Raw genomic sequence first — 21,611 nt, forward strand, 5'->3', positions numbered from 1 at the left:
TCTACGAGGGTGTCGGTGACGCGTCGGGCGTCACACGACCCGCCGCTGCCTTGGCCTGATCCGAGTCCGGGCCGGGCAGCGGTACGAGGATGGTCTCGCGGTAGTAGCGCAGCTCCGTGATCGAGTCGCGGATGTCGCCGAGCGCGCGGTGGCCGCCGGTCTTGGCCGGCGCCTGGAAGAACACGCGGGGGTACCAGCGGCGCACCAGCTCCTTGAGCGAGCTCACGTCGACCACGCGGTAGTGGAGGTGGCCGATGACGTCGGGCATGTCGCGCTCGAGGAACATGCGGTCCATGCCGACGGTGTTGCCCGCGAGGGGCGACTTGCCGGCGACGGGGACATGCTCCTTGATGTAGGCGAGCACCTGCTGCTGCGCGTCCTCCATGGTGGTGCCGTGCTCGAGCTCGGGCAGCAGGCCCGAGGTCTCGTGCATGGTGCGCACGAAGTCGCCCATGCCGGCAAGCGCCTGCTCGGAGGGCTTGATCACGACGGAGACTCCGTCGCCCAGGATGTTGAGGTCCGAGTCGGTGACGAGGCACGCGACCTCGACGAGGGCGTCGCTGCCCACATCGAGGCCCGTCATCTCGCAGTCGATCCAGACGAGAGGGGTGTCGGTCATGGCCCACACCTTACCGACGCGGTGCGACACGGGTGGGGCGAGGGGTTGACAGGCTCGCCCAAGGATGGTTGGTTAGTTGGTGAAGTAACTAACCAAGGAACTGAGCGGGGAACCAGGGAGGTGTCGTGGACGACGGTCGGCCGATCTTCCAGCAGATCGCGGAGCAGCTCGAGGAGAGGATCCTCGACGGCTCCATGCCGGAGGAGGCCCAGGTGCCGTCGATCAACGAGCTCGCCGCGTTCCACCGCATCAACCCCGCGACCGCGCTCAAGGGTGTGAACCGCCTGGTCGACGCCGGGGTCCTCTACAAGCGCCGAGGCATCGGGATGTTCGTCGCGACGGGGGCGCGGGCCGCGCTGCTCGCGTCGCGACGCGACGAGTTCCACGACGCCTACATCGGCCCGCTCGTGTCGCGGGCCGTCACGCTCGGGATCACCCCCGAGCAGCTCATCGAGATGATCAGGAAGGAGGCGGCACAGTGACCGCCATCATCGAGGCCACGGACCTCAGCCGACGCTTCGGCGCCGTCCGTGCAGTCGACGGCGTCACCTTCGCCGTCGAGGAGGGGAGCATCACGGGACTGCTGGGCCGCAACGGCGCCGGCAAGACCACGCTCATGAACCTCATCACCGGACAGGACTTCGCATCCTCCGGCACGGTGCGGGTCGACGGCGAGAACCCCGTCGAGAACGCGCGCGTGCTCACCCGCACGTGCTTCATCAAGGAGTCTCAGAGCTACCCGGACGCCTACCGCGGGCGCCACGTGCTCGCCATGGCCCCGCACTTCTTCCCGCGGTACGACGCAGCGCTCGCCGCGCAGCTGGTCGAGGACTTCGATGTGCCGGTCAACCGCATGGTGAAGAAGATGTCGCGAGGCCAGCGCTCCGCGCTCGGGGCCATCGTGGGAATCGCGTCGCGCGCCGAGCTCACCCTGCTCGACGAGCCGTACGCGGGCCTGGACGCCGTGGCGCGCCACGTCTTCTACGACCGCCTCCTCCAGGACTACGCCGAGCACCCGCGCACCATCGTGCTGTCGACGCACCTCATCGACGAGGCCGCGGACCTGCTCGACCACGTGCTGGTCATCCACCAGGGTCGCCTCCTCATCGACGCCGCGACCGAGGACCTGCGCGGGACCGCCGCGACGCTCGTGGGGCGCGCGGCGGACGTCGAGGCCTTCGTCGCGGGCCGCGAGGTGCTGGGTCGCGAGTCGATCGCGGGCATCGCCTCCGCGACCGTCGCGGGGCTCGACGCGCAGGACCGGGCGCGCGCCGCATCGTCCGGGCTCGAGGTCGCCCCGGTCTCGCTCCAGCAGCTCATCGTGCACCGCACCGGTGCGCCCGTCCACGAGGAGGTGGCGTCATGACCGCCCTCACCGCAGAGATCCCCGCTCCGCGCCGCATCGCGTCCGTGATGCGGATCCATGTGGCCAACCCGTGGCCCACCGCGATCCTGCCGTGGCTCGTGCTGTTCGGGGTCCACGGGATCACGTGGTCCATCTGGGCGCTCATCACGCACTACGCGGGCGACTCGCTCGAACCGGACGCGTTCCGCTACGCCGGCGGGGTGTCCTGGCTCGTCATCTACATGATGGTGATCGCGATCCAGGCCATGAACGCCGGGTTCCGCTTCGCGATGGGCTTCTCCGCCACGCGCCGCGACTACTACGCGGGCACCGTCGCGTTCTTCGCGGCGATGGCCGTGGTCTACGCGCTCGGCCTCGGGGTGCTCGCGATGGTCGAGCGTGCGACGGACGGGTGGGGCCTGGACGGTTCCTTCTATGCGCCGGCGTACCTCTACGACGAGCCCTACGCGGTGATCGCGTTCCACTACCTCGCGCTGTACCTGCTGTTCACGGCCATGGGCGCGCTCATCGGGGCGCTGTTCGTGAGGTGGCGCGCGGCGGGTCTGTACCTGTACTTCGCCGGGCTCGCGCTCGCGGTGGTGGCGTTCGTGTGGTGGGCGCTCGACGCGGGGGACTCGCTGGTGGCGTTCTTCCGCGACAACCCGATCGAGGTCGTGATGGCCTGGACGCTGCCGCTCAGCGCGGCGCTCGCGGCTCTCGGATGGCTGGTGATCCGCAGGGCGCCCACCCGCGCCTGACCGGCCGCCGCCCCGCGCGGACACACGAACGGGCCCGCGCATCGTCCCCCCTCGACGATGCGCGGGCCCGTCGCGTCCCCCTCAGCGCCGCGAAAAGTGAGCATTCACATTCCGCGTGCCACCATGGTGACCTGGGACGATGCCTCAGCGGTCCACATCACGGCTTCTGTTACGGAAACGTGACCCTGGCGTGCTTGTGAACCCTCACATTGTGAGCGCTAATATGCGAATGCACGGTGCCAACGTGGGCACCGTGGGGCAACGCGCTCGATCCGGCAACGATGCCGGGCAGGACAGGGAGGTTCTGGCAATGAAGAAGCGTTTTCTCACCAGCATGGCACTCACGGGGGCCGCGGCCTTCGCACTGACCGCATGCTCCTCGGACGGCGGCGACGCCGGCAGCAGCGGCGACGCATCCGGTGACGGCGGCAGCAGCGGCGACACCATCGTCGTCGGCTTCGCTCAGACCGGCTCGGAGTCGGGCTGGCGCTCGGCCAACACCGAGTCCATGAAGACCGCGTTCTCCGAGGAGAACGGCTTCGAGCTCATCTTCAACGCGGCCGACAACGACACCGCTGCGCAGATCGAGGCCGTGCGCGGCTTCATCAGCCAGGGCGTCGACGCGATCGTCATCGCGCCGATCGTCGAGGACGGCTGGGACGACGTGCTCCAGGAGGCCGCGGACGCGGACATCCCGGTGATCCTCGAGGACCGCACGGTCTCCGCATCGGACGACCTCTACGCGGCCTGGATCGGCCTCGACTTCGAGCAGGAGGGCGTCAAGGCGGGCGAGTGGGCCGCCGAGATGTACGGCGGCGAGGAGACCAAGATGGTGGTGCTCGAGGGCACCACGGGCTCGGCTCCCGCGAACGACCGCGCGACCGGCTTCGATGCGGCCATCGAGGGCACCATGATCGAGAAGATCGACTCGCAGACCGGTGACTTCACCCGTGACGGCGGCAAGTCCGTCATGGAGGGCTTCATCCAGAACTACGGCGTCGACAACATCGACCTGGTGTACGCGCACAACGACGACATGGCGCTCGGCGCCATCGAGGCGATCAAGGCGGCCGGCGCGGTGCCGGGCGAGGACATCAAGATCATCTCGATCGACGCGGTGCACGACGGCATGCAGGCGCTCGTCGACGGCGAGATCAACTACATCGTCGAGTGCAACCCGCTCCTCGGTGACCTGGTCGCCGCGGCCGTCTCCGCCGTCGTCAACGGCGAGGAGGTCGAGGCGGTGCAGTACGTCGAGGACCTGGCGTTCGACCAGGCCGCGGCCGAGGCGGCGCTGCCGGACCGCAAGTACTGATCCTGCCGGGATCATGACCTTGTAGGCGCGGGCTCCCCCTGCGGGGGTCGGCTCAGGCCGGCCCCCGCAGGGGTCCCGCGGCACCGAGCAGAAAGCTGCACCCTCATGAATGCGGACACCGACGTCCCTCCGATCGTCGAGATGCGCGGGATCACCATCCGGTTCCCCGGCGTGCTCGCCCTGGACAACGTCGACTTCACGCTGCGACCCGGCGAGATCCACTCGCTCATGGGCGAGAACGGCGCGGGGAAGTCGACCCTCATCAAGGCCCTCACCGGCGTCTACGCGATCGACTCGGGGTCGATCTCCATCGTGGGTGAGCGGCAGACCTTCTCCACCGCGGCCGATGCGCAGGACGCCGGCATCTCGACGGTGTACCAGGAGGTCAACCTCTGCGCGAACCTCAGCGTCGGCGAGAACGTCATGCTGGGCCACGAGAAGCGTCGCAGCACCGGCATCGACTGGAAGGCGACGCACTCCGAGGCGGCTCGCCACCTCGCGAGCCTGGGCCTCACGCTCGACACGCGGTCGATCCTCGCGAGCCACTCGATCGCCATCCAGCAGCTGGTCGCGATCAGCCGCGCGATGGTGCTCGACGCGAAGGTGCTCATCCTCGACGAGCCGACGTCGAGCCTCGACAGAGGAGAGGTCGAGCAGCTGTTCGGCATCATGCGCGACCTGCGCGACAAGGGCGTCGCGATCCTCTTCGTCTCGCACTTCCTCGACCAGGTCTACGAGATCTCCGACCGCATCACGGTGCTGCGCAACGGGGCCCTGGTGGGCGAGCACCCGATCGCGGAGCTTCCGCGCGATGCGCTCGTCACCAAGATGATCGGTCGCGAGCTCGAGGACCTCGCCTCCATCGCGAGCACCTCGCATCGCGACATCGACCGCACCGGCACGCCGGTGGTGAAGGCGACCGGGCTGGGCAAGCGCGGCGTGCTGGAGCCCGCCGACCTCGAGATCTACGAGGGCGAGGTCGTGGGGATCGCGGGCCTCCTCGGGTCCGGGCGCACCGAGCTCGTCCGCCTCCTGTACGGCGCCGACCGCGCCGATGAGGGCACGGTGGAGGTGCATGGCAGGCACGTGCGTCTGCACCAGCCGCGCCAAGCGATCGAGCACCGCATCTCGCTGTCCTCGGAGAACCGCCGCGAGGAGGGTGTGGTCGCGGACCTCACCGTCGCGGAGAACATCGTCCTCGGGATGCAGGCGCGCCAGGGGTGGCTGCGCAAGATCCCCAAGAAGGACCAGGACGCGGTGGTGCAGGAGTACATCGAGGCGCTCGGGGTGCGCCCCGCGAACCCCAACGCGCTCGTGGGCAACCTCTCCGGCGGCAACCAGCAGAAGGTGCTGCTCGCGCGCTGGCTCGCCACGGCGCCGGAGCTCCTGGTGCTCGACGAGCCCACCCGTGGCATCGACGTGGGGGCGAAGGCCGACATCCAGCGCAAGGTCGCCGAGCTGTCGGCCCAGGGCCTCTCCGTGATCTTCATCTCGTCGGAGCTCGAGGAGGTGCTCCGCATGGCGCAGCGCGTCGTGGTACTCAGGGATCGCAAGAAGATCGGCGAGCTCGAGGCGGCGACCACCGACCTCGACGACCTGATCGACTACATCGCCAACGCGGGTGAGGGGAGCGCGGCATGACCGCCGTCTACAAGCATCGGCTGTTCTGGCCGATCGTCTCGCTGATCACGCTCATCGCGATCAACGCGATCGCGAGGCCGCAGTTCATCAAGATCACGATGCGCGACGGCGAGCTCTACGGGCCGCTCATCAGCATCCTGCGCGAGTCGGCGCCGCTCATGCTCGTCGCGCTCGGCATGACCATCGTCATCGCCACCCGCGGCATCGACCTGTCGGTGGGCGCCACGATGGCGGTGTCCGGGGCCGTCGCGCTCACGATCATCGACGGCTCGGGCGACCCCGGCAACCTCGGCACGGTGCTCACCGCGTGCGTCGTCGCGTTGCTCGTGTCGTTGGTCCTGGGCGCCTGGAACGGCTTCCTCGTCTCGGTGGTGGGGATCCAACCGATCATCGCGACGCTCGTGCTCATGCTCGCCGGACGCGGCGTCGCGCTGCTCATCACGGGCGGCTTCATCACCACGGTCAACTCGGAGCCGTTCGCGTTCATCGCGTCGGGCTACCTCGTCGCGCTGCCCTTCGCGTTCCTCATCGGCGTGGTCGCGATCGTCGTGATGTCGCTGGTGGAGCGGCGCACCGCTCTCGGCGTGCTCACCGAGGCGGTCGGCATCAACCCCGAGGCGAGCCGCCTCGCGGGCGTGCGCTCCCGCAGCATCATCTGGGGCGCGTACATGGTGAGCGGCGTGCTGGCCGGCGTCGCGGGGCTCATCTACGCCTCGAACATCAGGGCGGCCGACGCGAACGCGGCGGGCGTGTTCATCGAGCTGTACGCGATCCTCGCGGTGGTGCTCGGCGGCACCTCGCTCAACGGCGGCAAGTTCTCGATCGCCGGCACCGTGGTCGGCGTGCTCATCATCCAGACCCTCGAGTCGTCCATCCTGTTCCTCGGCGTCTCGTCGGCGCAGAGCCCGGTGTTCTTCGGCTTCGTGGTCGCGCTGGTGGTGGTGGTGCAGTCGCCGCGCATGAGGGAGGGCCTGGCCGCCCTGAGCGGCAGGATGCGATCACGCGGACCAGGGGCCCGCAACGACGACAAGGTGGAGGTGGCGTGATGGCCGCGATGACGACGGCGCGGCCCAAGAGCGGCCCGAGCGAGGGCAGGCCGTCCGTGGTGCAGACGTTCCTGAGCCGCCACGGCGGGATGATGCCGACCTTCGCGGCGGTGGCGATCCTGATCCTCCTGTTCATCGGCGGCGAGATCTTCCTGCGCGGCGACTTCATCAAGCCGCTCACCATCTCGAACCTGCTGATCAACTACGCGTACCTGCTGGTCCTCGCGGTCGGCATGACCTTCGTGATCCTCACGGGAGGCATCGACCTCTCGGTCGGGTCGGTCATGGCCTTCACCGGAATGCTCGGGGCCAAGCTCCTCGCGGACGGGCTGCCCGTCGGGATCGCCGTGCCCGCGATGCTGCTGGGCGGAGCCGCGATCGGCCTGTTCATCGGCATCCTGGTGCAGTACTTCGGGGTGCAACCGTTCATCGCATCGCTCGCAGGCCTGTTCCTGGGACGCGGGCTCGCCTTCATCGTGAGCCTGAACTCCATCAAGGTGGAGGACCCGGCGGTCCTGTGGCTCCAGTCGACCCGCATCAAGGTGGGCGACTGGGTCATCACCCCGACGGGCATCATCGCGCTCATCACGGTGGCGATCGCGGCCTTCGTGCTGCATCTCACCCGGTTCGGGCGCACCATCTACGCGATCGGCGGGTCCGAGCAGTCGGCGCGCCTCATGGGCCTCAAGGTGGGACGCACGAAGATCGCGGCGTACGTGATCTCCGGCACCTGCGCCGGCCTCGCCGGGCTGCTGCTCACGGCGTACTCGAACGCGGGCTACCCCCGCAACGGCATCGGCACGGAGCTCGACGCCATCGCCGCGGTGGTGATCGGCGGCACGCTGCTCACCGGCGGGCGGGGGTATGTGCTCGGGTCGATGATCGGTGTGTTCGTGTACGGCACCATCAAGACGATCATCAACTTCATGGGTGCCGAGCAGGCGTGGATGCAGATCATCGTGGGCTCGCTCCTGCTGCTCTTCATCGTGGTCCAGCGCGCGATCGTGGCGCGTGCGGAGGGTCGTCGTTAGCCCTCTTCCAGCCACGTTGCACGCCGCACCTCGTCCTCGCCCCGATAATGGGCGCGTGGACGAGGTGCGGCCTTTGCTCGAGCTCACCGGCGCGACGGTGCGCTTCGGCGCCGACGCGGCGCTGGATCGCGTCGACTTCCGGCTCTACCCCGGCGAGGTGCACTCGCTCATGGGCGAGAACGGCGCGGGCAAGTCGACGCTCATCAAGGCGATCACGGGCGCGCTCGCGATGGACGAGGGCGAGCTGCGTCTCGCGGGAGAGAGGGTCTCCTTCGCGACGCCGCACGAGGCGCAGGCCTCCGGGATCAGCACCGTCTACCAGGAGATCGAGCTCCTGCCCAACCTCTCCGTGGCCGAGAACGTCTTCCTGGGACGCGAGCCGCGCCGCGGCGGGGTCGTGTCCCGGCGCCTCATGCGCGAGCGCGCCGCGGCCGTGCTCGAGGACCTGGGCCTCACGCTCGACCCCGCCTCGCTCCTGGGCACGCACTCCGTGGCGGTGCAGCAGCTCGTGGCGATCGCGCGAGCGATCTCGGCGGACGTCCGCGTGCTGGTGCTCGACGAGCCCACGTCGAGCCTCGACCTCGACGAGGTCGCCGAGCTGTTCCGTGTGATCCGCGAGCTCAAGGCGCGCGGCGTCGCGATCCTGTTCGTGTCGCACTTCCTCGACCAGGTGTACGAGCTCGCGGACCGCATCACCGTGCTGCGCGACGGCGAGCTGGTGGGGGAGTACCTCACGGGCGAGCTGCTGCGCATCGACCTGGTCCAGAAGATGCTGGGCCGCGAGATCGGGGAGGTCCGCGCGCGGGGCCGCGTCTCCGAGGACGATGCCGAGGACGGGTCCGCGGCGGTGCTCCGTGCGCGCGGGGTGTCGGTCGCGCACGGCGTCGCCGGCGCCGACGTCGACCTCGCCGAGGGCGAGGTGCTCGGAGTCGCGGGGCTGCTCGGCTCGGGCCGCACCTCGCTCGCGCACGCGCTCACGGGCGTCGCGCACCTCGAGTCCGGCGTGATCCGCATCGAGAGCACCGACGCGCGCCTCGACTCGCCTCGCCACGCCATCTCGCTCGGCGTCGTCTACTCGTCCGAGAACCGTCGCCGGGACGGGATCGTCGCCGAGCTCAGCGTCGTGGACAACATCACGCTGGCGCTGCAGTCGGAGCGCGGCGTGTTCCGCCGCATCCCGCCAGCGCGCCGCCGCGAGCTCGCCGCGAGCTGGGTCGACGCGCTCGACATCCGGCCACCCGACCTGGACCGCCCCGTCGGGACGCTGTCCGGGGGCAACCAGCAGAAGGTCCTGCTCGCGCGGCTGCTCGCCCTGTCGCCCCGCGTGCTGGTGCTCGACGAGCCCACGCGCGGCATCGACGTCGGCGCCAAGGTCGAGATCCAGAACCTGGTGAGCGAGCTCGCCGACAACGGCATGTCGGTGGTCTTCATCTCCGCCGAGCTCGAGGAGGTGCTGCGGGTCGGCGACAGGGTCGCGGTCATGCGCGACGGCCGCATCGTCGAGACGGTCGCGGCGGCGGACCTCACCACCGACTCGCTGCTCGCGCTCGTCGCGCAGCCGGGCGAGGGCGAGGACTGACATGGCGAAGCAGGGCAGCGCGAAGGCGGCGAACATCTTCGATGTCGCCCGCCTCGCGGGCGTGTCCCACCAGACCGTGTCCCGCGTGCTCAACGGCATGCCCAACGTCCGCCCCGCGACCAAGGAGCGTGTCGAGAAGGCGATCGCGCAGCTCGACTACAGCCCGTCGCCCGCCGCCCGCGCGCTCGTGACTCGCCGGACCCGGACCATCGGCCTCATCACCCCGAGCGCCGTGGACTTCGGGCCCGCGTCGATCGCGATGCACTTCAACCTGGCGGCGCGCGCGGCGCGCTACAGCGTCGACGCGGTGAGCACCATCGACAGCGAGCCGGCGGCCGTGCGCGCTGCGGTCGAGGGGCTCCTGCGGCAGCGTGTCGACGCGATCGTCGTGGTGGTCGCGTACTCGGGCGCGCTCGAGGTGGTGCGCGGGCTCGACCTCGCGATCCCCGTCGTCGCGGCGGCCTCGACCGCGCGCCGCGACCCGCGCATCGTCGCGATCGACCAGTACCGCGGCGCACGCTCCGCCGTGCAGCACCTCGCCGAGCTGGGGCACGAGCGGATCCTCCACCTCGCCGGTCCCGCGCAGGCCCCGGACGCCGCGGAGCGGGTGCGCGGGTGGCGGGACGAGCTCGCGGCGCGCCGATTCGAGGTGATCGAGCCGCTCCACGGGGACTGGACCGCCGCGAGCGGGCACCGACGGGGCCTCGAGCTCGAGGTCGCGCCGGGTGACGCGGTGTTCGTCGGCAACGACCAGATGGCGATCGGGCTGCTGTCCGCGCTGCGACAGCGCGGGCTGCGCGTCCCCGAGGACGTCAGCGTGGTGGGCTTCGACGACATCCCCGAGGCCGGCTACCTCAACCCGCCGCTCACCACGGTGCGCCAGGACTTCGAGGCGCTTGGGCGGCAGATCATGCAGAAGGTTCTCGTCGCGCTCGAGGAGCACGACGGGGAGACCTCCGACACCCCGCTGCCCACGCGGCTCGTGGTGCGCGAGTCGACCCGCGCGGTCGCGCCCCGGTAAGCGGTCAGTCCTCGTCGGCCGCGAGGGCGGGCCGCGACGTCCACGAGGCGCGCGTGTACTGGGGCGGCCAGTACCCGATCTCCGCGCCGAGCTCGTGAGCGGCGCGCAGCGGGAAGTGGGGGTCGCGCATGAACTCGCGGCCCACGAACACCGCATCGGCCTGGCCGGAGGCGACGATGCGCTCGGCCTGGCGGGCATCGACGATCTGCCCCACGGCGGTCGCCGCGATGCCGGAGCGCTCGCGGATCGCGGCGGCGTGCGGCACCTGGTAGCCGGGCGCGACGGGGATGACGGCGCCGGGGACGAGCCCGCCGGTCGAGGTGTCGACCAGGTCCGCGCCCGCCTCGCGCAGCCACTGCGCGATGGTCACCGTGTCGTCGAGCGTCCAGCCCTCGGGCTCGAGCCAGTCGGTCGCGGAGACCCGCACGAGCACGGGCACGTCCTCGCCCGCGACCGCGCGCACGCGGCGCACCACGTGGAGCAGCAGCCGCGCGCGGCCCACGAGGCTCCCGCCCCAGCGGTCGTCGCGCAGGTTCGACACGGGGGAGAGGAACTGGTGGAGCAGGTAGCCGTGCGCGGCGTGCACCTCGAGCACGTCGAAGCCGGCCTCGAGCGAGCGGCGCGCGGCCTCGGCGAACGCGTCGATGACCGCCGCGATGCCGTCCTCGTCGAGCGCGCTGGGCTCCGCGTAGCCGTCGAAGGCCACCGCCGAGGGCGCCACGGTGGGCCACCCGCCCTCCGCGGCCGGGACCGTGCCCACGCCGCTCCACTCGCGGTACGTCGACGCCTTGCGGCCCGCATGCGCGAGCTGGATCGCTGCGAGCGACCCCTGGCCGTGGATGAAGTCCACGATGCGCGCCCAGGCGTCACGCTGCGCATCGTCCCAGATCCCCGTGTCCCACGGCGAGATCCGGCCCTCGGGCACCACCGCGGTGGCCTCGGCCATCACGAGCCCCGCGCCGCCTCGCGCGAACGAGCCCAGGTGCACCAGGTGCCAGTCGTTCGGCATCCCGTCCTGCTCCTCGCACGAGTACTGGCACAGCGGGCTGACCCAGAGCCGGTTGCGCGCCTCGATCGCGCGCAGCGGCAGGGGGGAGAACAGGGCGGACGTCATGGGGCTCCTTCAGCAGCGGGGCGGGGCTCCATGGTGGCGGAGCGCCGTGGAGGCGAGAACATCCGAAGGTCCCGCCCGATTCCGCGCGCGTTCGGTCAGGCGCGCGCGACCGCGAACCACAAGGGCGGGATGAGCGACAGGATCGTGTCGACGGCGACCTGGGGGTCGAGCGGGCCGGGGTTCTCGAGCCACACGCGCAGCGCTCCCGCCGTGCCCTGGCCCACGAAGGCGGCGGCCATCGTGAACCGCAGGCCGTCGCCCGCGTCGAGCGCGACCCCGTGATCGCGCGCGAACGTCAGGAGGCTCGCCTCCACGTGTCCCGCGAGCAGCTCGGTGAGCACCGAGCCGTGCTCGCCGGCGGCGTGCGCGAGCCCGCGCCGGTAGACATCGGCGTGCGACATCACGTGCTGGACCAGCACCATCTCGGAGCTGCGCCAGATCTCCTCGATGTCCTGCGGCGCGCGGTCCACCCCGGCGAAGAACTCCTCGCGGATCGCGTCGAGGTCGCGCAGCAGCACGGCGGTCAGGAGCGCCGCCGGGGAGGTCGCGTGGTTGTAGAAGGTCGCGCGGGTGACGCCCGCCATACGTGCGATCTCGGTGACCGCGACGCGCTCGATCGGGCGCTCGGCGGCGAGCGTGAGCACGGCGTCGGCCAGCGCCTCGGAGCTGCGCGCGAATCGCGGATCGATGGTCACGGGGACAGCCTAGCGAGGCGCCGCGCATCCGTCCGGGACGGACGAGCATGGCGGCCCGGAGAGGCGCGCTCGAATGCCGCCGCCATGCCCGCCGATAGGCGCGTGAGTTGCATTTCCGGGACGCCTCGACAAGTCCTCCGATATCGGCCGTCGTAGATGGCCGAATGCACGCCGAGCCATTTTCGAAATATCTGTTTCGTGATGAAATCGGACACTGTGCCTGCATCGATGCAGACACGACAGCGCATGCTGCCGCATCCATAGGGGGAGGGGGCACGTCATGCTGACCGTGACGGACAGCCTGTACAGCGAGAAGTACCGCGCGAACGCGCGTGTGGTCGAGGTCGCGACCACATCCGACGAGGAGCTGGGGCCGTTCAAGCTCCTGCCGGGCACGTGGAAGAACACGGACCGGCTCAAGGGCCGCGGCTGGAACATGATCGCGCTGCCGTTCGCGGCGGAGGGTGGCGCGCTCGACTACCGGCTGCTGGTCAACCAGTTCGACGAGGAGCTCAAGTTCTCGCTGGTGGACAAGCGCGTCCCCAACCGCGGCATCGACCTCGGTGAGCCCGGTGTGCGGGGTGACAGCACCAACACCGATCAGCTCGTGGTGACGCTCGACTACGAGCAGATGATCGAGCAGATCGCGGCGGACGACGCCCCGGCAAGCGGTCTCGCGGGCGCGCCGGAGCTCGCGATCCATCACGAGCCCGGGCTCTTCCTCCATATGGGCGAGCCGCGCACCGACGGGATCTCCATCGCTCGCCTCGCATCGATCCCGCACGGGAACTCGGCGCTCGCGCTCGGCAGATTCCTGAAGACGGATCAGCCCGCGCGGATCGAGGACATCTCGGGGCTTCCGATCGGTGTGTTCCCGCCGCCCGCGGACGGCGTGGAGATCCCCGAGGAGGAAATGCTCGAGCGCGCCTACCTCGCACCGTACAAGCATTTCCACGACGAGAGGTTCCAAGGGCTTTTCGATCCCGTCCATCCGAATGCGCTGCTCAACGCGCTGCCGACGAACGTGGTGAACAACACGGTGCTCTTCCTCGATACGACTCTGGACCGGGCCGGTGTGCACAACATCCCGTTCGTCGAGCGTCAGGCGGACGTCACCGAGATGAAGGCGACGTTCTGGATCCTCGAGCTCGACGGCGACGGGGAGGACGCGCCCAACCTCCTCCTCGCGTACACGCAGACGGTGATGCTCGAGTTCTTCCCGCGCCGCGACGGCGAGCCGGGGCTGATCAAGTGGCCGCACGTCTCGATCAACGTCATGGAGAAGGTGGTCGAGGAGGCGACCCCCGAGAAGCCGAGCATGCCCTCGCAGTACTACGGGGCCTAGGCGTCGGCGGCGTCCACCGCGCCGCATGCCCGCGACCCTCAAGGGCCGCGACCCGACGAGGGCCCCTCCGCTGGGGAGGGGCCCTCGTCGCCTGCGCGCCCCCGGCAGGACTCGAACCTGCAACCTACGGATTAGAAGGCCGTTGCTCTATCCATTGAGCTACGAGGGCAGGCGGCCGATGCCGCGCTCACCAGGGTAGTGCCCGCCGTGGGTGCGTCCCTTGCGGCCGGCCCGGGCGTGCGAAGGCGCGGCGGCCCGGGGCGACGCGCCAGGGCGCGTCCGCCGCGTCCGTGCAGCCTGGTACATGCCCCCGCGCTACCCTTGGTCGCATGGTTCGGAGAGGGTGCGACGTCGCATGAGCATGCGACCCATCAAGACGTGGTCGTACCCCGGCAACCTCCTGGATGCCCTGGTCGACACCCGCCGCGTGGTCGCGGGGGTGCAGCTGCCCCTGCCCACGGCCGGGGTGGAGGAGGCCCGCGAGACCATCCAGCGCATGCTCGACCAGCTCGATCACCACCTGATCCCGCGCGTGCGCGAGGAGGCGTCGCCCGCGATCGTGGTGGTGGCCGGCTCGACGGGCGCGGGCAAGTCGACCGTGGTGAACGCCCTGGTGGGGGAGCAGCTCACGCCCTCCGGCGTGCTGCGGCCGACCACGCGCGTCCCCCACCTGTTCCACCACCCGCTCGACACTCAGGTGCTCACCGACGTCGCGCAGCGCTGCCGCGTCATCGCCACCGAGGCCATGCCGCGCGGGCTCGCGCTCGTCGACTCTCCCGACCTCGACTCGATCAGCGGGGAGAACCGCGAGATCGCCCACCTCATGATGGAGGCCGCCGACCTCTGGATCTTCGTCACCACGGCCGCGCGGTACGGCGACGCGGTCCCCTGGGAGGCGCTGCGCGGAGGCGCGGACCGTGGCGCCTCGATCGCGATCGTGCTCAACCGCGTCACAGTCGACGTGGCGGCCCAGGTGCGGCGCGAGCTCGTCGACAGGCTCGCGACCGAGCACCTCGAGACCCTGCCGCTGTTCGTCATCCCCGAGGACCCCACGCGCCAGGCCACGGTGCCGCGCGACGTGGTCGGCGGGCTCGGCCGCTGGCTCGACTCGGTCGCCGCGGCCTCGGCGACGACGATCGTCGAGCGCACGCTGCACGGGGCGGCGGAGTCGCTCAAGGAGTGGCTCGAGACGCTGGCCGAGGCGATGGACGATCAGTCCGCGGCCGCGAAGGACGTGCGCTCGGAGGTGCGCCGCGCCGCGGCCCAGGTGGCGCAGGAGGGCGGCGACCGCTGGTGGGAGACCATCCCCACGGGCGCGCTGACCGCCCGGTGGCAGCAGGCGACCGGCGACGGGGGCGCGCTCTTCAAGCTGCGCAACACGCGCTGGGTGCGCCGCCGTCATGCGCGTGAGCAGCGCGACGAGGTGCTCCACGCGATCTACCGCGACATGCTCGAGGCCGTCGAGTCGCGCCTGGTCTTCGCCGCATCGTCCGTCGCGGATGCGATGGAGGAGGCGTTGCGCCGCGCCGAGACGGGGGTCGGGCCCTGGCTCGCGGAGCGGCGCGACCCGCGCGACGCGCGCCAGGCGCGCGAGCGCCAGGCGGCCGATGCGGCGCGCAGGTGGGCGCATCGGTGCCAGGAGATCGTGCTCGAGCTCCCGGGTGCCGAGCACGGCATCCAGGTGATCGGCGAGCCGGGGCTCACCACCACGCTCGCGTGCGCCGCGCTCGGCATCGAGCCCGCGCGCACGGCGCTCATGATCCTTACCTCGCAGGCCGTCGGCGACGCGGTCGAGGAGGCGCGGGCCGAGCTCGACGCCGCGCGACGCCATTGCGTCAACCGCGAGTCGCTCGACATGATGAAGCCCACCGACATCCCGTCGCTCATGCCGGACTCGTCCGCGAAGATCCGGCTGCGGCGCGCGGAGCTCAGGGGGCTGCTGTGAGCGTCAGCTTCGAGGAGGTCACCCCTCGCGACGAGACCGCGCTGCTGCGCGAGCGTGTCGAGCGGTTGCGGTCCTCCCTCGAGTGGGCGCGCGAGGCGATCCCGGCGTCCATCCGCGCGGAGCTGCACCGGGCGGTCGACCGCTGCGACGAGCGGCTCGAGCTGGGGATCGACTGGACCGTGGTCGCGCTCGCGGGGGGCACGGGCTCGGGCAAGTCGACGCTGTTCAACGCGATCGTGGGCGTCGAGTTCGCGATCTCCGGGGTGGCGCGGCCCACCACCTCGCACGTGAGCGCCGCGGTGTGGGGCCATGACCGCGCCGATGCCCTGCTCGACTGGCTGAGCGTCTCTTCGGAGAGCCGCCTGCGCCGCGACGACGCTCCGCTGGCCGAGGACCCCGAGCTCACGGGGCTCATCCTCCTGGATCTCCCGGACCACGACTCGGTCAACGCGCACAACCGCGAGGTGGTCGACCGCATCCTGCCGCAGGTCGATCTGCTCCTGTGGGTCGTGGACCCCCAGAAGTACGCGGACAACGCGATCCACGAGGGCTACCTGCGCGAGGCCTCGGCCACGGGGCAGCCGTCGCTCGTGGTGCTCAACCACGTGGACCGGCTCAGCACGGAGGACGCCTGGGACGTCGCGCGCGACCTTCAGCGCCTGCTCGCCGAGGACGGCATGCACGAGGTCCCCGTCATGCCCGTGAGCGCGCGCACAGGCCAGGGCGTCGACGTGCTGCGCGCCGAGCTCGAGGGGGCCGTCCAGGCGCGTTCCGTCGCGGCCGATGCGGTGGCCGCCGACCTCGTGGACGCGGGGCGCACGCTCGAGCGCGCGCTCGCGCGCGACGCCGATCCCGAGCTCCCGGACGTCGCGGAGCTGGTCGCCTCGCTCGCCGCGGCCGCTGGCGTCGATGCTCGTGCGGAGGCCGCCGCCGCGGTGGCCGCCGGCCGCGCGTCCTCGGTCCCTGCCCAGGAGCCGATGCGCCTCGAGGTGGTCGACCGCGAGCGGCTCGACTGGGTGGACGCCGCGTCCGAGGGGCTGCCCGTGCAATGGCGCGTGGTGATCGACGAGGCGGTGACGCCGGCGGACGAGCTCACGGCCGCGATCGACCAGGCGCTCGCCGCCGTCGCGTGGCCCGTCGCCGACCATGCGCCCCTGTTCCGCAGGCGGGCGCGCGGCGCGGCCCTCAGCAAGGAGATGCTGCGCCTGGGGCGCGACGCGGTGAGGTCGGCGATCGAGCCCGCGGTGGTGGACCCCACGAGCCTCATCCATCAGGCCTACCGCAACCTCGACGAGCTCACCGTCATCGCGCGCGCGGCGGCGCCCGGGCCGGTCGAGCGTCCCGAGGACGCGGTGGCACCCGAGGAGCCGGCGCCCGCGCCCGAGGAGCACGAGCCTCCTCTGCCGGCGGACATCTGGGCGCCGGTGATGCGCGGCGAGGACGGCGAGAAGCACCGCTGATCGCAGCGCGCGGCGTGCTCGCGGCCGGTGCGTCTCCCCGCTCGCGGGCGATGTCCACGGCTCACGCGGCGCGTGGCCGTCTCCACGAGCCGCGCGACGGGAACCCGGCCCGCCGGGCTGCTCCGCGCACCCTGGATCCGCCGCATCGTGCGGCACCAGGGAGGAGAGCATGAACGAGCTGACCATCACCGTCGCAGGCTGGGTCGCCACCGACGTCCGCCTGTTCCAGGGGCAGGGGGACCTCGCGATCGCGTCGTTCCGCCTCGCATCCACGCCCCGCTTCTACGACCGCGAGCGCTCCATCTGGGTGGACGGCGTGACCGAGTGGTTCACCGTCCGCGCGTTCCGCGGCGCCGCGATCACCGTGAAGCGGTCGATCGACAAGGGCATGCCGGTCGTCGTCACCGGCCGCATGCGGACCAGCACGTGGGAGGCCAAGGACGGCACCCGGGTCGACCACGTGATCGATGCGTCCGCGCTGGGTCCGGACTGCATGCGAGGCGTCGCGACGTTCACCCGCGCCATCGGGGACGCCTCGCTCGGCGAGGAGGACATGGGCGCGGCCGCGGAGGCCGTGGTCGCCTCACGCGCGGGCGACGACGCCGTGCCGTCCGAGGAGGGCGCGCAGCCGGCCGCCCTCGAGGACGGACTCCTCGACGACCCCCGCGACGACCCCCTCGAAGACGACGCTGACGCGATGGCCGAGGCGTCGTGAGCCGGGCGGCGGCGGGAGCGGCCCGCGCTGCGCCCGCCGCCGCATCGTCCTCCCGTAGGCTAGAGGCGGCATTCGGGCGCCTCGGCGCGCCCGCACGGTTCTACTGACGGAGCAGCAGTGGCAGAGTTCATCTACACCATGCAGAAGGCGCGCAAGGCGCACGGTGACAAGGTCATCCTCGACGACGTCACCATGGCCTTCTACCCGGGCGCGAAGATCGGCGTGGTGGGCCCCAACGGCGCAGGCAAGTCGACCATCCTCAAGATCATGGCCGGCCTCGAGGAGCCCTCGAACGGCGAGGCGCGCCTCACCCCCGGCTACACGGTGGGCATCCTCATGCAGGAGCCGCCGCTGAACGAGGACAAGGACGTCATCGGCAACATCCGCGAGGGCGTCGGCGAGATCTACGGCAAACTCGAGCGCTTCAACGCGATCTCCGAGGAGATGGCGAACCCCGACGCCGACTACGACACCCTGCTCGCGGAGATGGGCACGCTCCAGGAGGAGCTCGACCACGCCAACGCGTGGGACCTCGACGCCCAGCTCGAGCAGGCCATGGACGCGCTGCGCTGCCCGGCCCCCGACGCGGACGTCAAGGTGCTGTCCGGTGGTGAGCGCCGCCGCGTCGCGCTGTGCCGCCTGCTGCTCGAGAAGCCGGACCTGCTGCTGCTCGACGAGCCCACCAACCACCTCGACGCCGAGTCCGTGCTGTGGCTCGAGCAGCACCTCGCCAAGTACCCCGGCGCCGTGCTCGCCGTGACCCACGACCGCTACTTCCTCGACCACGTCGCGGAGTGGATCTGCGAGGTCGACCGCGGCCGCCTCTACCCGTACGAGGGCAACTACTCGACCTACCTCGAGAAGAAGCAGGAGCGCCTCCAGGTCCAGGGCAAGAAGGACGCGAAGCTCGCGAAGCGCCTCAAGGAGGAGCTCGAGTGGGTCCGCTCCAACGCGAAGGGCCGCCAGACCAAGTCGAAGGCGCGCCTCGCACGCTACGAGGAGATGGCCGCCGAGGCGGAGCGCACCCGGAAGCTCGACTTCGAGGAGATCCAGATCCCGCCGGGCCCGCGCCTGGGCTCCGTGGTCATCGAGGCCAAGAACCTCAAGAAGGGCTTCGGCGACCGCACGCTCATCGACGGGCTGTCCTTCTCGCTGCCGCGCAACGGCATCGTGGGCGTCATCGGTCCCAACGGCGTCGGCAAGACCACGCTGTTCAAGACCATCGTGGGCCTCGAGCCGCTCGACGACGGCGAGCTGAAGGTCGGGGAGACCGTGCAGGTCTCGTACGTCGACCAGAGCCGCGGCGGCATCGACCCGAACAAGTCGCTGTGGGAGGTCGTGTCCGACGGCCTCGACTACATCAACGTGGGCAAGGTCGAGATGCCCTCGCGTGCGTATGTGAGCGCATTCGGCTTCAAGGGCCCGGACCAGCAGAAGCCCGCCGGCGTGCTCTCCGGTGGTGAGCGCAACCGCCTCAACCTCGCGCTCACGCTCAAGGAGGGTGGCAACGTGCTGCTGCTCGACGAGCCGACCAACGACCTCGACGTCGAGACCCTCGGCTCGCTCGAGAACGCGCTGCTGGAGTTCCCCGGCTGCGCCGTGGTGGTCTCGCACGACCGCTGGTTCCTCGACCGCGTCGCGACGCACATCCTCGCCTACGAGGGCACCGAGGAGGACCCGGCCAAGTGGTTCTGGTTCGAGGGCAACTTCGAGTCCTACGAGGCCAACAAGGTCGAGCGCCTCGGCGCCGAGGCGGCGCGCCCGCACCGCGTGACGTACCGCAAGCTCACGCGCGACTGATCTCGGTCGAGAGCCCCCGACGCCCCGCGTCGGGGGCTCTCGTGCACCCGCCCGGCCGCTTGCATCCCGTCACCCGGATGCACCACGACCGCGCACCTTCGCCAGCACCTAGTGGGGCATCCACGGCCGCTTCAGCGCGTCGGTCGCGCGCTGTGGGGCGCTGAGCGTCGCGCCGGGCCTCACCCCGCCCGCTGCACCAGCTGCACCGGGTGCCCGTCCGGGTCGTTGACGAACGCCACGCGAAGCACGTCGCGGAACGCATGCGGCTCGCGCCGCGGCGCCCCGCCGGACCCGACGGCGCGCGCGTAGGCGCCGTCCACATCGTCCGTCCAGAGGGTGAGGCATGCGCGGTCGCCCTCGGTCACGGGGGAGAGGCCGTGGCTCTCCGCGGCGGGACCGGGCAGCGCCAACCCGAGCGTGAAGCCGCCGAGCGCCAACTCGATCTTGACCGGCGCATCGTCCCCGCTGCGGAAGGTCTCGGTGAACCCCAGCGCGCCGTAGAACGATGCGGCGCGCTCGCAGTCGGCGACGAAGAGGATGACCTGCGGCTCCGAGAACTCCATGCGGCCAGGCTAGGCGGGCAGCCGCGCTAGCGTGAGGGGCATGACGCGCATCCACGTGCCGATCACGCTGCGGTGGTCGGACCTCGACGCCTACGGCCACGTCAACAACGCGGAGATGCTCCGCCTGCTCGAGGAGGCGCGCATCCGCGTGTTCTGGGCGGACCGCTCGGCGGCGGAGGAGCACGAGGTGCCGCACACCGCGCTGATCGCCGGCGGCCCCGACGCGGAGACGCTCACGCTCATCGCGGCGCAGCAGGTCGAGTACCTGGCGCCCATCCCGTACCTCCGCCGCCCGCTCGACGTGCAGCTGTGGATCGGCCGGCTCGGGGGAGCGAGCCTCGAGATCTGCTACGAGGTGTGGTCGCCCGCGGGCGGCGAGGATCCGGTGCTCTACGCCAGGGCCGCGACCACGCTCGTGCTCATCGACAACGCGACGCAGCGCCCGCGACGGCTGACCGAGTCCGAGCGCGAGGCGTGGGCGCCGCATCTCGACGAGCCGGTGACGTTCCGCAAGCGCTGAGCGACCGTAGCTGCCCCGCACCGTGCGCCGGGCGCGGGAATGCGACGTCGAACGCCCCATTCGGGGAGGCGGGGCGGGTTCCGGGTGGGGGAAGGGCTGGGAACGCGACAGCGCCGGCCGCCCCGAGGGAGCGACCGGCGCTGCGGTGAGGACGGGTGCTACGCGGTGAGCGAGTCGACCCACTCCTGGTTCGCGGCGACCCACTCGGACACGATGTCCGCGTAGTCGGCCGAGTCCGCGCCGTTGAGCTGGTTCTCGAGGTCGTACAGGTGGTCGGCGTCCATGGTGAACGCACCCATCCACTCGGCGACCTCGGGGAAGTCCTCGCCCAGGCCGGTGCGGCCGTAGGTCACGATGTTCTCGGCCTCGCCGAGCGTGCCCTCGGGGTCCTCGAGGTTCTTGAGGTCGTACGCGCCGTAGGCCCAGTGGGGCTCCCACAGCGTGACGATGATGTTCTCGCCGTTCGACGTGGCGGTGTCGAGCTCCGAGAGCATCGCGGGGGTCGACGAGGTGAGGAACTCCATGCCCTCCAGGCCGTAGGTCGGGATGACCGCGTCCTGGACGGTCGCGGTGAGGCCCGCGCCGGGCTCGATGCCGACGATGCGGCCGTCGAACTCGTCGGCGTGCTCCGCGAGGTCCGCGAGCGAGTCGATCGGAGCGTCGGCGTTGACCGCGACGGTGAGGGCGGCGGAGTCGAACCAGGCGCCGATCTCCTCCATGTCGTCACCGAACTCCTCGATGTACGAGGCGTGGGTGAGCGGCAGCCACACGTCGGTCACCACGTCGTAGTCGCCGTCCGCGACGCCCTGGAACACCACGGCGGGGTCGGCGTACTCGAGCTCGACGTTGTAGCCCTTGCCCTCGAGGATGTTCTCCCACAGGAGCGAGGTCGCGAGCGACTCGTCCCAGCCGTTGAACACGGCGAGGGTGAGGTCGCCACCGGCGGTCCCGGTGCCCGAGGTCGCCTCCTCGGTGGTCTCGGCGTCCGCCGAGCAGCCGGCGAGCACGAGGCCGCCGGCGGCGGCCATGGCGAAGGGCGCGAAGGCGCGAAGCTTCATGATGATGTTTCCTTTCGCAGCGAGGGGTGTCTCCCCCCGCA

The 21,611-nt window shown here is 71.0% G+C and carries 20 protein-coding genes and 1 tRNA gene; 15 read left to right on the forward strand and 6 right to left on the reverse strand.

The features are described from left to right. Position 1 precedes the first annotated feature (1 nt). Complete coding sequence (gene orn, locus AOM06_RS13205) at positions 2-619, reverse strand: oligoribonuclease (RefSeq protein WP_062307573.1); 618 nt, start codon at positions 617-619, stop codon at positions 2-4. 125 nt (positions 620-744) lie between these two features. Between orn and AOM06_RS13210 the strand changes: the two genes are divergently transcribed. The 9 genes from AOM06_RS13210 (at position 745) to AOM06_RS13250 (ending at position 10,355) form a co-directional block, all read left to right on the forward strand. Beyond that, complete coding sequence (locus AOM06_RS13210) at positions 745-1,101, forward strand: GntR family transcriptional regulator (RefSeq protein WP_062307578.1); 357 nt, start codon at positions 745-747, stop codon at positions 1,099-1,101. Further along, the gene (locus AOM06_RS13215) at positions 1,098-1,985 is read left to right on the forward strand and encodes an ABC transporter ATP-binding protein (RefSeq protein ID WP_062307583.1); all 888 of its coding nucleotides are present in this window, start codon (positions 1,098-1,100) and stop codon (positions 1,983-1,985) included. Before AOM06_RS13210 ends, AOM06_RS13215 begins: the two co-directional genes overlap by 4 nt. Further along, complete coding sequence (locus AOM06_RS13220; protein WP_062307589.1) at positions 1,982-2,722, forward strand: hypothetical protein; 741 nt, start codon at positions 1,982-1,984, stop codon at positions 2,720-2,722. The genes AOM06_RS13215 and AOM06_RS13220 overlap by 4 nt, the downstream gene beginning before the upstream one ends. Positions 2,723-3,032: 310 nt before the next feature. Beyond that, positions 3,033-4,037 (forward strand): ABC transporter substrate-binding protein, encoded by a 1,005-nt coding sequence (locus AOM06_RS13225; protein ID WP_062307594.1) that lies wholly within the window; start codon positions 3,033-3,035, stop codon positions 4,035-4,037. Positions 4,038-4,142: 105 nt separating this feature from the next. Continuing rightward, positions 4,143-5,678: a sugar ABC transporter ATP-binding protein gene (locus AOM06_RS13230; protein WP_062307603.1), complete on the forward strand. Its 1,536-nt coding sequence runs from the start codon at positions 4,143-4,145 to the stop codon at positions 5,676-5,678. After that, positions 5,675-6,724 (forward strand): ABC transporter permease, encoded by a 1,050-nt coding sequence (locus AOM06_RS13235; protein WP_062307607.1) that lies wholly within the window; start codon positions 5,675-5,677, stop codon positions 6,722-6,724. The genes AOM06_RS13230 and AOM06_RS13235 overlap by 4 nt, the downstream gene beginning before the upstream one ends. Further along, a complete protein-coding gene (locus AOM06_RS13240) occupies positions 6,724-7,755 on the forward strand; it encodes an ABC transporter permease subunit (RefSeq protein ID WP_062307611.1) in 1,032 nt (343 codons plus the stop codon). Before AOM06_RS13235 ends, AOM06_RS13240 begins: the two co-directional genes overlap by 1 nt. A gap of 55 nt (positions 7,756-7,810) precedes the next feature. Then, positions 7,811-9,334: a sugar ABC transporter ATP-binding protein gene (locus AOM06_RS13245; RefSeq protein WP_062307614.1), complete on the forward strand. Its 1,524-nt coding sequence runs from the start codon at positions 7,811-7,813 to the stop codon at positions 9,332-9,334. Between the two features lies 1 nt (position 9,335). Beyond that, positions 9,336-10,355, forward strand: coding sequence for a LacI family DNA-binding transcriptional regulator (locus AOM06_RS13250; RefSeq protein WP_062307627.1), 1,020 nt, complete (start codon positions 9,336-9,338; stop codon positions 10,353-10,355). 4 nt (positions 10,356-10,359) lie between these two features. On the opposite strand, the gene AOM06_RS13255 is transcribed toward AOM06_RS13250, so the two are convergent. Further along, a complete protein-coding gene (locus AOM06_RS13255; RefSeq protein ID WP_062307631.1) occupies positions 10,360-11,469 on the reverse strand; it encodes an NADH:flavin oxidoreductase/NADH oxidase in 1,110 nt (369 codons plus the stop codon). 95 nt (positions 11,470-11,564) lie between these two features. Continuing rightward, a complete protein-coding gene (locus tag AOM06_RS13260; protein WP_062307634.1) occupies positions 11,565-12,164 on the reverse strand; it encodes a TetR/AcrR family transcriptional regulator in 600 nt (199 codons plus the stop codon). Between the two features lie 280 nt (positions 12,165-12,444). On the opposite strand from AOM06_RS13260, the gene AOM06_RS13265 reads away from it, so the two are divergent. Next, positions 12,445-13,509 (forward strand): heme-binding protein, encoded by a 1,065-nt coding sequence (locus AOM06_RS13265; RefSeq protein ID WP_062307637.1) that lies wholly within the window; start codon positions 12,445-12,447, stop codon positions 13,507-13,509. A gap of 96 nt (positions 13,510-13,605) precedes the next feature. On the opposite strand, the gene AOM06_RS13270 is transcribed toward AOM06_RS13265, so the two are convergent. Continuing rightward, positions 13,606-13,678, reverse strand: a tRNA-Arg gene (locus tag AOM06_RS13270). A gap of 186 nt (positions 13,679-13,864) precedes the next feature. On the opposite strand from AOM06_RS13270, the gene AOM06_RS13275 reads away from it, so the two are divergent. The 4 genes from AOM06_RS13275 to ettA all read left to right on the forward strand — a co-directional run bounded on the left by AOM06_RS13275 (position 13,865) and on the right by ettA (position 19,429). Then, the gene (locus AOM06_RS13275; protein WP_062307640.1) at positions 13,865-15,454 is read left to right on the forward strand and encodes a dynamin family protein; all 1,590 of its coding nucleotides are present in this window, start codon (positions 13,865-13,867) and stop codon (positions 15,452-15,454) included. Continuing rightward, positions 15,451-16,914, forward strand: coding sequence for a GTP-binding protein (locus tag AOM06_RS14855; RefSeq protein WP_062307644.1), 1,464 nt, complete (start codon positions 15,451-15,453; stop codon positions 16,912-16,914). Before AOM06_RS13275 ends, AOM06_RS14855 begins: the two co-directional genes overlap by 4 nt. A gap of 169 nt (positions 16,915-17,083) precedes the next feature. Next, positions 17,084-17,629, forward strand: coding sequence for a single-stranded DNA-binding protein (locus AOM06_RS13285; protein ID WP_062307649.1), 546 nt, complete (start codon positions 17,084-17,086; stop codon positions 17,627-17,629). A gap of 117 nt (positions 17,630-17,746) precedes the next feature. Next, positions 17,747-19,429 carry an energy-dependent translational throttle protein EttA gene (ettA, locus tag AOM06_RS13290; RefSeq protein ID WP_062307653.1) on the forward strand — a complete coding sequence of 561 codons (1,683 nt, stop codon included), beginning with the start codon at positions 17,747-17,749 and terminating at the stop codon, positions 19,427-19,429. A gap of 179 nt (positions 19,430-19,608) precedes the next feature. Here ettA and AOM06_RS13295 read toward each other — a convergent pair whose 3' ends face one another. Next, complete coding sequence (locus AOM06_RS13295; RefSeq protein ID WP_062307658.1) at positions 19,609-19,992, reverse strand: VOC family protein; 384 nt, start codon at positions 19,990-19,992, stop codon at positions 19,609-19,611. A 40-nt stretch (positions 19,993-20,032) separates the two neighbouring features. Here AOM06_RS13295 and AOM06_RS13300 point away from each other — a divergent pair, with 40 nt between their 5' ends. Then, on the forward strand, positions 20,033-20,512 hold the full coding sequence (locus AOM06_RS13300; RefSeq protein WP_062307662.1) for an acyl-CoA thioesterase: 480 nt from the start codon (positions 20,033-20,035) through the stop codon (positions 20,510-20,512). Positions 20,513-20,670: 158 nt separating this feature from the next. Here the strand turns inward: AOM06_RS13300 and AOM06_RS13305 are convergent, their stop codons facing one another. Next, entirely contained in the window at positions 20,671-21,570 is a 900-nt protein-coding gene (locus AOM06_RS13305) for a glycine betaine ABC transporter substrate-binding protein (protein ID WP_156163712.1), read from the reverse strand. Positions 21,571-21,611 lie beyond the last annotated feature (41 nt).

This window comes from Demequina subtropica, assembly GCF_000971235.1.
In the GTDB taxonomy this organism is placed as follows: domain Bacteria; phylum Actinomycetota; class Actinomycetes; order Actinomycetales; family Demequinaceae; genus Demequina; species Demequina subtropica.

Coding starts and splice junctions, on each gene's coding strand:
- orn (WP_062307573.1), bottom strand. CDS start 619: ATGACCGACACCCCTCTCGTCTGGATCGACTGCGAGATGACGGGCCTC.
- AOM06_RS13220 (WP_062307589.1), top strand. CDS start 1,982: ATGACCGCCCTCACCGCAGAGATCCCCGCTCCGCGCCGCATCGCGTCC.
- AOM06_RS13225 (WP_062307594.1), top strand. CDS start 3,033: ATGAAGAAGCGTTTTCTCACCAGCATGGCACTCACGGGGGCCGCGGCC.
- AOM06_RS13230 (WP_062307603.1), top strand. CDS start 4,143: ATGAATGCGGACACCGACGTCCCTCCGATCGTCGAGATGCGCGGGATC.
- AOM06_RS13235 (WP_062307607.1), top strand. CDS start 5,675: ATGACCGCCGTCTACAAGCATCGGCTGTTCTGGCCGATCGTCTCGCTG.
- AOM06_RS13240 (WP_062307611.1), top strand. CDS start 6,724: ATGGCCGCGATGACGACGGCGCGGCCCAAGAGCGGCCCGAGCGAGGGC.
- AOM06_RS13250 (WP_062307627.1), top strand. CDS start 9,336: ATGGCGAAGCAGGGCAGCGCGAAGGCGGCGAACATCTTCGATGTCGCC.
- AOM06_RS13255 (WP_062307631.1), bottom strand. CDS start 11,469: ATGACGTCCGCCCTGTTCTCCCCCCTGCCGCTGCGCGCGATCGAGGCG.
- AOM06_RS13265 (WP_062307637.1), top strand. CDS start 12,445: ATGCTGACCGTGACGGACAGCCTGTACAGCGAGAAGTACCGCGCGAAC.
- AOM06_RS13275 (WP_062307640.1), top strand. CDS start 13,865: ATGAGCATGCGACCCATCAAGACGTGGTCGTACCCCGGCAACCTCCTG.
- AOM06_RS13285 (WP_062307649.1), top strand. CDS start 17,084: ATGAACGAGCTGACCATCACCGTCGCAGGCTGGGTCGCCACCGACGTC.
- AOM06_RS13295 (WP_062307658.1), bottom strand. CDS start 19,992: ATGGAGTTCTCGGAGCCGCAGGTCATCCTCTTCGTCGCCGACTGCGAG.
- AOM06_RS13300 (WP_062307662.1), top strand. CDS start 20,033: ATGACGCGCATCCACGTGCCGATCACGCTGCGGTGGTCGGACCTCGAC.
- AOM06_RS13305 (WP_156163712.1), bottom strand. CDS start 21,570: ATGAAGCTTCGCGCCTTCGCGCCCTTCGCCATGGCCGCCGCCGGCGGC.